This is a genomic window from Bradyrhizobium sp. 137, assembly GCF_023074095.1.
Classification (GTDB): domain Bacteria; phylum Pseudomonadota; class Alphaproteobacteria; order Rhizobiales; family Xanthobacteraceae; genus Bradyrhizobium.
Genome location: NZ_JADPKU010000099.1, coordinates 210,315 through 224,609 on the forward strand (window position 1 = coordinate 210,315; position 14,295 = coordinate 224,609).

At 66.8% G+C, this 14,295-nt stretch carries 8 protein-coding genes; all 8 read right to left on the minus strand.

Annotation, left to right across the window (positions count from 1 at the left end; all coding sequences use genetic code 11):
* Positions 1 to 26: 26 nt before the first annotated feature.
* The gene (addA, locus tag IVA78_RS26605) at positions 27 to 3,536 is read right to left on the minus strand and encodes a double-strand break repair helicase AddA (RefSeq protein WP_247468653.1); all 3,510 of its coding nucleotides are present in this window, start codon (positions 3,534 to 3,536) and stop codon (positions 27 to 29) included.
* The gene (gene addB / locus IVA78_RS26610) at positions 3,530 to 6,676 is read right to left on the minus strand and encodes a double-strand break repair protein AddB (RefSeq protein ID WP_247468655.1); all 3,147 of its coding nucleotides are present in this window, start codon (positions 6,674 to 6,676) and stop codon (positions 3,530 to 3,532) included. The genes addA and addB overlap by 7 nt, the downstream gene beginning before the upstream one ends.
* 224 nt (positions 6,677 to 6,900) lie before the next feature.
* On the minus strand, positions 6,901 to 7,623 hold the full coding sequence (locus tag IVA78_RS26615; RefSeq protein ID WP_247468657.1) for a nucleotidyltransferase family protein: 723 nt from the start codon (positions 7,621 to 7,623) through the stop codon (positions 6,901 to 6,903).
* 124 nt (positions 7,624 to 7,747) lie between these two features.
* A complete protein-coding gene (locus IVA78_RS26620) occupies positions 7,748 to 8,065 on the minus strand; it encodes a PilZ domain-containing protein (RefSeq protein ID WP_247276508.1) in 318 nt (105 codons plus the stop codon).
* Between the two features lie 88 nt (positions 8,066 to 8,153).
* Positions 8,154 to 9,674 carry a tRNA (adenosine(37)-N6)-threonylcarbamoyltransferase complex ATPase subunit type 1 TsaE gene (gene tsaE / locus IVA78_RS26625; protein WP_247276507.1) on the minus strand — a complete coding sequence of 507 codons (1,521 nt, stop codon included), beginning with the start codon at positions 9,672 to 9,674 and terminating at the stop codon, positions 8,154 to 8,156.
* Positions 9,671 to 12,175 (minus strand): PAS domain-containing sensor histidine kinase, encoded by a 2,505-nt coding sequence (locus IVA78_RS26630; protein WP_247468659.1) that lies wholly within the window; start codon positions 12,173 to 12,175, stop codon positions 9,671 to 9,673. Before IVA78_RS26630 ends, tsaE begins: the two co-directional genes overlap by 4 nt.
* 190 nt (positions 12,176 to 12,365) lie before the next feature.
* Complete coding sequence (dut, locus tag IVA78_RS26635; protein WP_247468661.1) at positions 12,366 to 12,824, minus strand: dUTP diphosphatase; 459 nt, start codon at positions 12,822 to 12,824, stop codon at positions 12,366 to 12,368.
* Entirely contained in the window at positions 12,821 to 14,275 is a 1,455-nt protein-coding gene (gene coaBC, locus IVA78_RS26640) for a bifunctional phosphopantothenoylcysteine decarboxylase/phosphopantothenate--cysteine ligase CoaBC (protein ID WP_247468663.1), read from the minus strand. The genes dut and coaBC overlap by 4 nt, the downstream gene beginning before the upstream one ends.
* Between the last annotated feature and the right edge of the window lie 20 nt (positions 14,276 to 14,295).

Genomic DNA, 14,295 nt, shown 5'->3' on the forward strand with positions numbered 1-14,295 from the left:
ATCGCGCTTGGGATCATGAGGTCAACCTATGAACGGCCCCTTGCCGGGTCAAGGACGCTCACACCGAGATGAAGAGATGCCAGCGCCGCGTCCAGCGCGGGGGCCGAAATCTCCATATATTCAAGGGCCTCGGTCCAGAGCAGGACGGCGCGGACCGGCTTTTGGGGATAAAGCAGCGATAGCACCGCCCGGTACAGCGCGAGCTGCCGGACATAGGCGGCGGGTGCCTCGGCCGCGCTTCCGGGCGCCGCCCGGTTGGTCTTGAAGTCGACGATCAGGACCTCCTCGGGGCGAACGACCAGCCGGTCGATCTGCCCCGACACCAGCGCCGGGGCGCCGCCCGGCCGCTCCAATTTGCCGGCGATGGCAACCTCGGCCCTGCTGCCGGCGGCAAAGACCGGGGCGAAGCGCGGCTCAGTGATCAAGGCAAGCACCTTGTCGGCCAGCGCGGCGCGGTCGGCCTCCGGCCAGTCCGGGGCGTTGCGGGCCATGAAGTCGCGTGCGGCCTCGCGCCGGCGCTCGGCGGCGATGTCGGGCAGCGATTGCAGCAGGCGGTGCACCAGCGTGCCGCGTTGCAGCGCCAGCGCGCGCGACTGCACCGATTCGCCTGATCGTACGCTGCGGCCCTCTTCGGCCGACTGGCCCGAGGGGCGCAGGGCATCATCGTCGACGATCTCGCGCGGAGCCGGCGCCCGCAGCCAGCCCGGCAGCGTGATCGTCTGGCGGACCGATGCCGCCGGTGCGCCCAGTGCCACGATATCCTCCGGCCGCGAGAACCGCGTCACCTTGCCGAGCGGCGTCTCGATGACCTGCTTGTCCAGGCCCGAGCCGGCGAGGCCGGTGTCGACCAGATCGTACCAGCTCAGCTTGCGGACGGTCTTCATGTTGCCGGGCATGCAGCCGCCGACGATCAGGCGGTCGGCCGCGCGCGTCATCGCGACATAGAGCAGGCGGCGATACTCGTCCTCGGTCTCCTCCAGCATCGCCTTGCGCGCCTCGGCGACCGGCTTCGGGTCGTCCGCCTTGCGGCCGGCCCAGACCACCACCTCGCCGCCATTGCCGCGCGGCACATGGATCAGCCGCAGCCGCTGCGAGTCCGCGGGCGAGGACGTGGTGTCCACCATGAACACGACCGAAGCCTCCAGGCCCTTGGCGCCGTGCACCGTCATCACCCGCACCTCGTCGCGCGAGATTTCCATGTCGCGCTTCACCTCGGTGTCGGCCGAACGCAGCCAGGCCATGAAGCCTTGCAGCGAGGCCGGCGCCTTGCGCTCGTAGTTCAGTGCCAGCTCCAGAAATTCGTCGAGCGCATCGTTGGCCTCAAAGCCGAGCCGGCGCAGGATGCGCGCACGGCCGCCATCGCCGCCGAGCAGCCAGGCGTAGAACGCGAACGGCGTCTCCTCGCGCGCGCGTGCCTCGCAGGCTTCCAGGCGCCGCAATGCCGTGGCGAACTTCTCGCGTGTGGCTGCATGCTCGCCGAGCGCATGGCGCAGCGATGCTTTGCGATCCCAGGCGAGGGTAAAGAGGTCGTCGTCGTCGAGCCCGAACAGCGGGCTCTTCAGCGCCACCGCGAGCGCGAGATCGTCCTGCGGCAGCAGCAGCGCATCGGCGAGATTCATCAGATCGATGATGGCGATGTGCTCGGTGAGCTTGAGCCGATCGGCGCCGGCGACCGGCACGTTGGCATGCTTCAGCGCCTGGATCACGGCATCGAATGCGTTGCCGCGTCGCCGCACCAGGATCAGCATGTCGCCATAGCGCAGCGGCCGGCGTTCGCCTTCGTGCCCCGTCAGCGTGCCGCTCTCGACCAGCCGCTTGATTTCGGCCTGGATGCGGTGCGCGAGCTTTACTTCGGGGCTGGTGACGGCGACGCCGTCGAAGGGGGCGCGCCAGCCTTCGATGTCCTGCCGATCGTCGGCCTCCGCGAGATCCCACAGCTCGATCACGCTCGGCCCTGCATCGGCGAGGGCGTTGTGCAGGGGGTGGCCGATCTCGACCGAATGGATGCTCTTGTAGATCTGGGGATCGCGGAAGACGTGATCGACCGAGTGCAGGATCGTGGCGCCCGAGCGAAACGAATAGGTGAAGGCGACCGGGTCGAATTTCAGCCCGGCCGCGGTGAACTTGCGGTGCAGCTCGCGCCGTCGGGCATCGAATTCGTGGGGAGCCGCGCCCTGGAACGAGAAGATCGATTGCTTCTCGTCGCCGACGGCGAAGATGGTGCGGTTCAGCCCCTCGCGCGCGCCTTCGCCTGCGGTGAACTCGGAGATGATGTGCGCGACGATGTCCCATTGCCGCGGGCTGGTGTCCTGGGCCTCGTCGATCAAGACGTGATCGACGCCGCGATCGAGCTTGTAATGCACCCAGCCCGCGGAGACGCGGTCCAGCATCGCCAGGGTCTTGTCGATGAGGTCGTCGTAGTCGAGCAGGCCGCGCTCCTGCTTCTCGCGGCGGTAGTTTTGGGCAGCAGCGGTCGCGATATGTAGCAGGGCCGCGGTGCGGTCGCGCATGGTCACCGCGCGGCGCTTCTCGATCAGCCCACCGAGCCGCTGCGCCTCGGCCTCGAACAGGCGGGCCACGGACGGGTTGTGATCGCAAAGCTTCTTGGTCAGCACCACCTTGCGCGGCAGCTTGTCGTCGGTAAGGAAGACGCAGAGATAGGCATCGACCTGCGCGCTGCCGGAAAAAACTTTTGCTTCGCGGAGCCGGCCGGCCTGGTCCTTGTCCGACTTGCTGCCGTCCTCCAGCGCAAGCGCGATGTCGTCCCAGCGCGACCGCGGCAGGAAAGGGCCGTCGAGAATCTCCGTCTCGACATCCTCGATCTGGTCGCCCGCGTCGACGCCCAGCACAGCCGCCATCTGTTCGACCGCCGCTCCGGCATCGCCAGCTTGGTCGGTCCAGGCCATGAAATGATCGCGGCTGAGGCACGCCTCGCGTACGACCTCCTTGAAGGTGACGTCGGCGGCGCTCGCCATCGCCGTCAACAGCGCGCGGCCGGTGACGCTCTCGGGATCACGCGCGGCCTCCAGCAGCACCTTCAGATTGGCGCGTTCCATCATGTCGGTCTGGTCGCGCTCGTCGATCACGGCGAAGCGTGCCGGCACGTTGGCTTCGAACGGGAACTGCTGGAGCAGGCGCGTGCACAGCGCGTGAATCGTTTGCACCTTCAGCCCGCCCGGCGTTTCCAGCGCGCAGGCGAACAGCTTTCGCGCCTCGCGCCGCAGCTTTGCACTGGGATGCGGGATGCCGACCGCGCGAATGGCTGCGTCGAGCGCAGCGTCGTCCAGCGTCACCCAATGACCGAGCGTGGTGAACACGCGCTCGGCCATGTTGGCGGCCGCGGCCTTGGTGAAGGTGATGCAGAGGATCTTTTCCGGCGGGACGCCCGCGAGCAGCAGACGGATGACCCGCTGCACCAGCACATGCGTCTTGCCCGAGCCGGCGTTGGCCGACACGAAAGCCGATGCGGTCGGATCGGATGCACGCGCCTGCCGCGCGCGCACCTCGTCGGGGATGGGGCGCGGTGCCTTCACCATTCCTCGATCCCCAATCCGCCGGCCGCCGACCATTCCTTGATCCGGGCGAGATCGTCATAGGTGCCGTAGCGGTTCGCCCACATCGGCAGGTTCAGCGAGGTATAGGCCTGGTTCTCGTCCTCGAAGGCGCGGATCAGCGCCTCCAATTTGGCGCGCGCCTCGGCCGCCGCGGTGTCCGGTGGTTGCGGCTCGTCGCCTGGCTTGAACTTGAGCTCGAGAACGCGCTCCTCGCCCGGTGGATTGTTGCCGCTGAGGCGGACATAGACGAGCTGGCTCACGGACGCGCCGGCCTCGATGTCGGGGAAGCCTCCCTCGCGCAGGATCGCAGCTTCCAGCGTGAGCTGGGGCGACAGGCCCATGCGGACCTGCTTGCCGGTGGGCGGCTGCCCGGTCTTGTAATCGAGGATGGCATAGCGGCCGCCCTGGCGCCGTTCGATGCGGTCCGCGCGCGCGGAGAGGCGGAAGCTGCGCGCGTTGTCGAGCGTGATCGAGATCTCGCCGTGGGTCTCTGCCGTGATGGTCTCGATCGCGTCGCGCCGCGCCATCTCCCATTCGCCGAACCAGCGCGCGATGCGCTGGAAACGCGGCCACCACAGCGCCCGCGCCTCGGGCCGCTCCATCAGCGGGGCAAAATGTTTTTCGCCAATCGCGCGCAGCACGCGCGCGGGATCGTCGGGCAGGCGTGCCGCATAGGTTTCCGTGAACTCGCCGAGCGCGCCATGGATCGCCGAGCCGCGGTCGGCAGCCGAGAGCGGCATGTCGACGGGATCGAGCGCATCTAATCGCAAGATGCGCTTGGCGTAGATCGTGTAGGGATCGCGCAGCCAGTCTTCGATCTCGGTGACGGACATCTTAAGCGGCCGCGTCGCGCGCGGCGGTCGCGGCTCCGGCTGCTTGATCGGCCTGACCTCGTCGGGCTGGTCCATTGCGCCGGCGAACTGCACGTATTTCTCGCCGGCGCGAACTGCCGCCTTCCAATGATGGTCGCCCGCAACCGCCTCTAACCGGTGCAGGAAGCGCGACGCCACCGCCGGCGCGCCGCCGGCCTTGGCGGAATGGGTGAGGATCACCTCGTCGGCGCCGAGCAACTGTGCGAAATCATGCGCGGAGAGGCCGATGCGGCGCTCCGGCAGATCGAGACCGAGCTCGTGCCGCATCGGCCGGCTCAGCCAGGGATCGATGCGTGGTGCCGGTGGCCAGACGCCCTCGATCAGACCGCCGACGATGATGCGGTCGGCCTGCATCAGGCGCGATTCCAGGGGGCCGTAGATCTGCAGCCGCGCGCCCGGCCTATCCCGCCGCCGCACCGCGCGGTCGGCGAACGCGGTCTGGAAGACATCAGGATAGTCAGGCAACGGCACAATCAACCCGCTGGTCGTTCCGCCGCGCAGCAGATCGTCGAAGGCGCTGGCGAGGGCGAGGCCCTCGCGATTCTCGAAGGCGAGCGGAATGCCCTGCTCGTCGCGCGACAGCTCGATCAGGATTTCGCGATGCCGGTGCGCGAGCTCGGCGAAGTCATAAGATTTTGATGAGGCCAGGCTCTCGATCGACGCCAATGCGTGTCGCAAAGCATCGATCAGCGCCTGGATGCGATCGAGATCCTCCGCCTTGAGCCGCGCGCGGGGCTCCGCGCGATGGAGTCCGGAGACTTCGCCGCGCCACAGCTTTGCCAGCTCGTCGCGAAAGCGGTTGAATTCGCGCAACAGGCCGGCCGTGCCGGCGGGTGGGCGTGTGCCGCGCAAGACCGCGAGCTCGAGTCCCTCGATCGCCGCCTTCCATGCGCCAGGTAGCCGGCCGAGCCGGCACAGCGGATGTTTCAGCATCGCCAGGAGCGTCGGCGGCTCCAGGCCCTTGGTCGCGACCTCTGCTGCGAGGCGGGCAAAGACACCGGCCGACGTTTCCATCAACACGTCGCCGCCGGAATCGTCGAAGGCGAGGTCCCATCGGGTCAGCGCAGCCATTACCCGCCGCGCCAGCGCGCGATCGGGCGTCACCAGCGCCGCCGATTTGTCGAGATGCCGCGCCTCGCGCATCGCGATGGCGATCGCGAGGGCTTCCATTTCGGGGTTGGGGGCTTCCACGACCGCCAGGTTCTTCATGCCGCCAGCGATCTTTGCGGCGACATCCGGCTGCTTCAGCCGGTCATGCCAAACTTCCGTCTTGGCCGAGGGCCGCATCGATTCCGATGCGAGCAGATCGCGCCCGCCTTCTGCCGGCGGCTGGAGAATGTCGACGTCGCTGCGCTTGATGCCAAAACGCTGCAACAGCGCATGCATGGCATATTGCGGATGGTTCGACGCCGGATGCTCGGCGAACTTGCCGAGCGCATCGCGCACGCCGCCGATGGTGCGCCAGGCGTCCTCGTCGAGATCGGTGTCGAGGCCCGGCAGAACCACGGCGCCATGCGGCAGCAATGCGACCGCATGGAGGAATTTAGCGGTGGCCGGCATCGAGCCGGTTGAACCAGCCGCGATCACCGGCCCGTTCGGATGCGCGGTCAGCCGCCTGGCTTCCGCCGCGATGAGGAGATCGCGCCGTGCCGCCGGCTCGATCCGTTTGATCTCGGCGAGGTGGCCGGGCCAGGCAACGCGCGCGATGCGCAAGAATTCGAGCGAGTGCTGCCAGTAGCGGTCGAGATTATCAGGCACGAGCCCATCGAGCGCACTCCAGTCGACACCGCGCGTCACCATGTCGTCGATCAGCCGTGCAAGATCGGACGCCAATGCAAGCGTCGAGGCGGGGCCGCCGACCACCAGCGGGGACAGCACCGGGCGCTTGGCCCAGGCCGCCACCAGTTGCGCCAGTGTCAGCCGCCGTTCGAGCTCGCCGAGCCGGGGCGGAATGTCGAGCGGCGTCGCGCCGGAGAACTGTTCGCCCTCGTCGGCAAAGGCGAGCTCGTCCTCGTCGATGTCGCCGAGTGCGACGATGCGCGGCAGCACCACAGCATCCGCCTTCATCTCGTCGAGGAAGATCTCGCGGACCACGCGCATCGCGCGTCGGGTCGGCAGGTACAGAGTCGCATCCGCAAGACGCGCCGGTTCCTTGCGCGCCTCGAAGCCATCGACCAGCCGGCCGTCGAGCAGGCTCGCGACGACCGTGCGCAGGAACGGAACTGAGATGGGAACGCTGAAAACGCGCATGGGCTGCCTGATTCGATCAGGCGCCAATATAAGCAGACAAGGTCAAATGGTCATGGGTCCGGTGAGGATCTTCCCCGCTGTTCGCTGGACCAAGACAGTGTCATCATCCGCGACAGCGGATGATGACAGTATTCCAGAAACGCCAGTTGCAAGCACCTCGCCGCCGCCGCGTACTGGATGCCCCGCCTTCGCGGGGCATGACAGCGGTGCAAGTGGCTAAGTCCCTACGCCACGCTCTCCAGAAACGCCTCTTCAGCCGCATGCACCGCATCAGGCGTGCCGACATGCATCCAGACGCCGTCGAGCCGCAGGCCGAACAGCCGCTCCTGCTCGTTGGCGCGATCGAACATTCTTGTCAGCGAGAACTCGCCCCTGGGCGCATCGGCAAAGATCGCGGGCGACATGATCGCGGCGCCGGCATAGACGAACGGAACGACCTCCTTTTCCTTGCGCTTGCGCAAGGCCCCGTCGGGCAGCATGCCGTAATCGCCGCGGCCGCTATAGCCGATGCTGGTCGCGGTCGGCGCCATCAGCAGCAGAATGTCCATGCGCGCGGGGTCGAAGTTTTCCGCAAGCCGCGTCAGGTTCGAGCGCACGCCGTCGATCCACAGCGTGTCGGAATTGACGTGGAAGAACGGCGCGTCGCCGAGCAGCGGCAGCGCCTTCACGACGCCGCCGCCGGTGCCGAGCACTTGGTCGCGTTCGTCGGAGATGGTCACGCGCGGATGCTGGCGCGATGCGGTGTGATTGATGATCTGGTCCGGCAGATAGTGCACGTTGACCACCGCCTCGGTCACGCCGGCATGGCCGAGCTTGTCGAGCACGTGGTCGAGCAGCGGCTGGCCGGCCACCGGCACCATCGGCTTCGGCATCTTGTCCGTCAGCGGACGCATGCGCAGGCCCAACCCTGCGGCAAGCACCATGGCTTTGCTCGGTTTGACGGACATTCTTCGCTTTCTCAAATCCCTTGATTTCGCTTTCGCGGCAATCCTAGCATGAGCCTCGGCCAGCCGCACCGCATCCCAACCGCCTTAATCGCCCGCCGTGACGGTTGTACGACGGGTGTTGCCGTCACGCCCCGATGGCGGTGGAGCGCACCTTTTTCTTCTTGTCGCCGAGCTTGAGGAAATTGACGCCGATCTGGTCGCCATTGACCCAAGCCAGCTCGCAGCGCCGGTACGCAAGTCCGGTGGACGACAGCAGGAGAAAAAATTCCTTCAGATGGAGGCCTTCGACCGAGCCGTCGATGGTCAGCTTGGCGCCGGTGTCGGAAACGTCCTCCATGGTGCAGTCACGCCGCCAGGTGCCGTCGATGCCCATCATCTGGGCCGGAACCCCGCGCTCGAAAACGACCCGGTTATTGCCGCGCTGATCCGCTTTCGCCGTCATCTGCCCTTGCTCCAGCCCCGTAACGATCCGGCTGCCTCGCGGCCAGAATAGCGACATCTTGGCTAACGGCTGGTAAATCGGGCCCGGATCAGGGTTGCGGCGGCGGGACGTTGGCGAGATACCAGTCGCGCAAAGAGCCGAGCGCGGGATGCGCCAGCGAGCGTTGGAGATAGGTCCAGATCCGCGGCTGGTGACGCAGATAATGCGGCTTGCCATCGCGGCGATTCAGCCGGGCGAAGGTGCCGAGCAGGCGGGTATTCCGCTGCGCCGACATGATGGCGTAGAGCTCGGCGAAGCCGGCGGCGTCGAAGCTTGCGTCGCTGGCGCGGCGTGCCTTGATATAGCGCGACAGCAGCGTCAGCTCGAGGCTTTCGGGCACGTCGATGCGGGCGTCCTGGAGCAACGACACCACATCGTAGGATTTCGGTCCAAGCACGGTGTCCTGGAAATCGATCACGCCGACGCGTTCGATGCCGCTGCGATTCCCAAGCCAGATCAGATTGGGCGAGTGGTAGTCGCGGATGATCCACGTCCGCGGCGCCGCCAAGGGCTTCTTCAGCAGCTCGCGCCACATCGCGAGAAACTCGGCGCGCGCCTCTTGGCTGAGCGGAGCATTGCGATCGGGCAGATACCATTCCGGCATCAGGCCGATCTCGATCAGCAGCGCCTCGGCGTCGAAGACCGGTATCTCGTAGCTCTGGCCGGCGAGCGGTAAGGTTTCCGGCAGCGTCCTGCCGTGCAGCATGGCCAGCACATCGATCGCAGCCTCATAGCGTTCGGGAATCGGGCGCGGCGGATCGCCTTCGATCACGCCTTCGCTGCCGAAATCTTCGGTGATCAGAAAGCCGTGGTCGAGATCCGAATGGTGGATCGCGGGCGCAGAGATTCCCTGTGCACGCAGGCCTTCGTCGATGGCGACGAAGGGCTTTACATTTTCGGCGAGATGCACTGCGGCGCTGTAGGACTTTCCGTCATAAAGGGCGGCGCCGTCGGGGCGCTGCGGAAAGTTCATGAGAATGACGGTCTCGCCGTCGCGCAGCAGCCGCGCATAGGAGCGGGTCGAGGCATCGCCGGCCATGCGCCGACGCGTCGCGTCGAGATAGCCGGAGGCGTCGAGGAATTCGCGCAGGGCCTTCAGTCGCACGACTTGCGCGGCGCCCTTGCCGTAACCGGTGATGTCGGCCGCGCGCGCATTCGAGCCCAGCGCCGGCCGGTGCGTCAGCGCGATGTCGATGCGGTCTTCGGGCATCGCCGACGGCGCACGCTCTGGCCATTCGATCAGAACGAGGGTTGCGTCCGGCAGCGGCGACAGCCCGATCTCCTCGAGCTCGCTCTCGTCCTCGACGCGGTAGAGGTCAGCATGCATCACCGGGAAGGGTGGCAGCTCGTAGCCCTGCACCAGCGTGAAGGTCGGGCTCGGAACTTCCAGCGTCTCGTCACCGGCGAGATAGCGGATCAGGGCGCGCGCGGCTGCGGTCTTGCCGGCCCCGAGATCGCCAGTGAGCGTGACGGCGTCGCCGGGGCCGACCAGCAGCGCGAGGTCGGCCATCAATTGCGCGGTAGCCGTCTCGTTGTGGAGCGCGACGGAGAATGTGGTTGCTTCGGTCATTCGGCGGCGTCGCGATGCGCCGCCTGGTCGGTCGGGAAGTCGCAGATCACGACCGTGCCCCGGCCGACGATCGAGTCCACCCGTACTTTGCCGCCATGCAGCTCGACGAAGGAGCGCACCAGCGACAGGCCGAGCCCGGCGCCGCGGTGACGCGAGCCCTGCGAGCGGCTTTCGAACCAGTTGAACACCTTGTCCTTCATGTCGGCAGGTATTCCAGGCCCTGAATCTGTCACGGTGAAGACCACGCTGCGCTCGGTGCGGCGTGCGCTGATGCCGACGGTGGAATCCTGTGGAGAAAACCCGACTGCGTTGGCAAGGAGGTTATAGAGCACCTGCACCACGCGCTTCTCGTCGCCGATGAAGCTGCCGATGTCGGGCGCGATCTCGACCTTGAGGCGGATGCGGTCAGTGGCGAGGCGGTCCTGGATACCCTCGGCCGCGAGCTCGATGGCCTTGCTGACGTCGACCGGGCCGAGTTCCAGCTTCATCGCGCCGGCGTCGATGGTGGCGAGATCGAGGATGTTGTTGGTCAGCGCCAGCAGCGCATTGGTCGATTTGGTGACGTAGTCGAGATATTCGGCCTGCTTCGGGGTCAGCGGTCCGGTCGAGGGATCGCTGAGGAAATGCGCGAAGCCGATGATGGTGGTAAGGGGAGAGCGCAGCTCGTAGGAGACGTGGTGGACGAAATCCACCTTCATCTGGTCGGCGGCCTCCAACGCCTCGTTGCGCTCGCGCAGCGCGCGTTCGACATTCTCGGTGTCGGTGATGTCCTGGAACGTCAACATGGTCGCGCCGTCATGCAGCGGGCGGATCATGCCATCGAGCACGCTGCCGTCCTTGCGTTCCAGCTTCAGCGGCACGTCGGCGCGGTTCTCGATCGAGGTGATGGCTTCGCGGATCTGGCGCCAGACCACGGGATCATCGTAGAGCTGATGACACCAGCCTTCGACCGTCTGGATGTGCGGTTCGTCGCGCATGGCATCGCTGGACAGCTTCCACATCCGGACAAAGGCCGGGTTGAACAGCTGCGCCTTGCCGTTGCTGCCGAACACCGCGACGCCTTCCGCGAGGCTGTCCAGCGTCTCGCGCTGAACCCGGATCATGCCGTCGAAGCGGCGGGCGAGCTCGAGGCTCTCGGTGACATCGTCGAACAGATAGGTGACGCCGCCTTCGGGATTCGGCGTGGTGACGACGGAAAGCGCGCGGCCGTCGGGAAGGTACCAGGTGTCCTTGGCGGTCTCGACCGCGCGATAGGCTTCGTGCAGCTTGGCCTTCCAGGCGCGGAAGTCCGGCTGCTCCGGCAATTTGCGCGCGGCGCGGAGCTGGTCGAGCACACTGGAATCATCAGGGTTGGCGTCGAGGAAGGTGCGGTCGAGGTCCCACAGCCGCCGATAGGAATCGTTGTAGAAGGCGAGGCGCCGCTGGCCATCGAATACGGCAACGCCCGAGGAGAGCTGGTCCAGTGTGCGGCGATGCGCTTCCGCCATGCGTACGAGGGCCGAGCTCAGCGCGTCTGCCTCGCTGGCATCGATGGCGACGCCGACACTGCCGCTGCCGACATTGACCGCGCGCACGTCATACATGCGCCGCTCACCACCGATCACGATCGGCAGCCGCGAGGTGAAATTGGCGGCGTCCTTCAGCCCTCGGTCCATCGCGGTGCGGTTGGCGCTGTCGAGCAGCTCGAGCTTGCGCTCCTGGGCATCGATGATGCTGTTCGCCTCAGTCGCTCGGACATAGGCGGGGTTGGCGTAGGTCAGTGCGCCATTCTCCCCCTTGGCCCAGATCGGCCAGGGTGCTGCGGCGGCGAAGCCGCGCAGCATCTCGGTCTCGTCGGAGAGCGCTTTGTAGCGCAGATTGGTCTCGGCCAGATCGCGCCGGAGCCCGGAGAGTTCGCGAATCCGCACAATGGCCTGGCCGCCGATGGCGCGGCCGATGGCCTCGAGCGTGTGGCCATGCGCAGTCGTCAGCGTCAGCTGGAACCCATCGCCGCGCTCGCGCAGCGCATCGACCGCATGATCCATCTGGAGCGCGGGTTCCGGCGGCAGCCAGGTTCCGAATGCGAGCACGCGTTGCGGCGAGGAATCGCGCGGCAGCACCATGGAGATGTCACCGGAAATCTGCGCGCGATTGTCGCCGGCCGCCCAGGAGATCAGGATCTGCGGCTCGGCGAACAGCAGGGCGCCGAAGCGATCGGCCTGAAGTTGCAGTTCCCCGATTCGCGCGCGCAGCCGCGCCTCGTTCTTCGCCGTGCGCACGCGCGTGCGCATCAACAGGATCGCGGCCATCACCGAGAAGCCGAGCAGGGCCAGCGCAGTGGCGAGCACCGCGAGTTCCTGCCGGTTGAAATCCAGCATGATGGAGAGAGTGTCGACGAGGTCGGCGGCCTCAGCCGGCGCAGCCGGCAGCAGCGCCGCCAAAGCGCCTCCCAACAAGCCGTTGCGCACCAACGATGTGCACGACAGCAGCGTCCGACGCATCGACACGATCACGCCTGACATAGTTGCCCCAAGATCGCACGGATTTGCGCGCGGCGACCCCCGTCGCGCGCGAATCAAAAGACAATACCCTCACCGTGACTCCGCCGGTAAGAGTCCAGATCGTGAACGCAAAGGCGGCCCCCCAAAAATGCCGGGCACGTTGTTCCAACGCACGTAGTTCTTCGGGTGATTCGGCCGGAGCTATCGTGCCTTAGCGGCCGGTCGAGCCGAAGCCGCCGGCGCCACGATCGGTCGTCGACAAGGTCGCCACGGGAACCAGCGCGGCCTGCACTACGGGCGCGATCACCATTTGGGCGATGCGCTCGCCGCGCTTGATCACGAAGGGGGCCTGGCCATGATTGATCAGGATCACCTTGATCTCGCCGCGATAGTCCGCGTCGATCGTGCCGGGCGAGTTCAGCACGGTGACGCCGTGCTTGGCCGCAAGCCCCGAGCGCGGCCGCACCTGCGCCTCGTGCCCGGCCGGCAAGGCGATCGCGAGGCCCGTCGGTACCGGCGCATATTGACCGGGCGCGAGCGTCAAGGGCTCGCTGTCCGGAACCGCAGCCATCAGGTCGAGGCCGGCGGCCTCGGCGGTCTGATAGGCCGGCAGCGGCAGGCTATCGGCATGCGCGAGGCGTTGCAGTTCGACCGTGACTTTCGTGCTCAAGATGCCGGCTCCCGGGATTTGTCGGTCACGGTCCTTGCGACATGCGCGACCAGTTCGATGGCGACCTGTTCCTTGGTCATCACCGGCCAAGAATCAACTGCAAACTCGCCGTCCTTCGCGCCATTCTTGCGGCTGATCAGGTGCACGGTGTTGCGATCGCCGCCCATCACGCCGGTGGCCGGCGAGACGTCGTTGGCGACGATCCAGTCGCAACCCTTGCGGGCAAGTTTTGATTTGGCGTTGTCGATGAGATGCTCGGTCTCGGCGGCAAAGCCGATCACCAGCGGCGGGCGCTTGTCGGCCAGCTTGGCGATGGTGGCGAGAATGTCGGGGTTTTCGATGAGCTGAAGCGGTGGCATGCCGGCCGAGGTCTTCTTCAGCTTCTGTTCGCCCTCGTTGGCGACGCGCCAGTCGGCGACCGCGGCGGCGAAGATCGCGACGTCGACGGGAAGCGCCGCCTGCACCTGCCCCAGCATCTGCCGTGCCGATTCCACATGCTTCACCGTCACGCCCTGGGGATCGTCGAGGTCGACCGGACCGCTGACCAAGATCACCTCGGCGCCCGCGGCCTGCGCGGCGGCGGCAATGGCAAAGCCCTGCTTGCCGGAGGAGCGGTTGGCGATGTAGCGCACCGGATCGATCGGCTCATGCGTGGGACCTGCGGTGATGAGCACGCGCTTGCCGGCGAGCGGGCGCGGCACCGGCGGCCGCAGCAGCCGCTCGGCGGCATTGGCGATCTCGATGGCTTCCGACATGCGGCCGATGCCAGCCTCGCCGGCTTCCGCCATCTCGCCGGAATTGGGTCCGATCAACACCGCACCGTCGCGCTGAAGCTGCGCGACGTTGCGGCGTGTCGCCGCGTTGTTCCACATCAGCGGATTCATCGCCGGCGCCAGCAACACCTTGCGATTGGTGGCGAGCAGGATGGCGCTGGCGAGATCATCGGCATGACCGTTTGCCAGCTTGGCCAGGAGATCGGCGGTTGCCGGCGCCACCACGATCAGGTCGCAGTCGCGCGCCAGCCGTATATGGCCGGCGTCGAACTCGCTCTGCGGGTCGAACAGGTCGGTGTAGACGCGCTCATGCGACAGCGCGCTCACCGCCAGCGGCGTGACGAATTGCTGCGCCGCCTTGGTCAGCACGCAGCGAACCTCGACGCGGCGTTCCTTCAGCCGGCGGATCAGGTCGAGCGATTTATAGGCCGCGATACCGCCGCCGATGATCAGGGTGACGCTGGCTTCGGGAACGGCGCTGGTACGTTGTGGTGTCGGAGCTGAGGAGGATGCCGCAGGTGGGACCGCAAACGGCGTCAGCGGCTCCTCGCGGCCCTCGATCAGCTCCCGCAGGATGACCCGGACCTCTTCCTCGACCGACCTGCGGTTCTTGGCCGAGCGCAGCCGGAGATAGGTTTTGACGGCATCGTCGAGCTTGCGGATGGTCAGGCTTGCCATGACGCCCTCCAACACGGAAT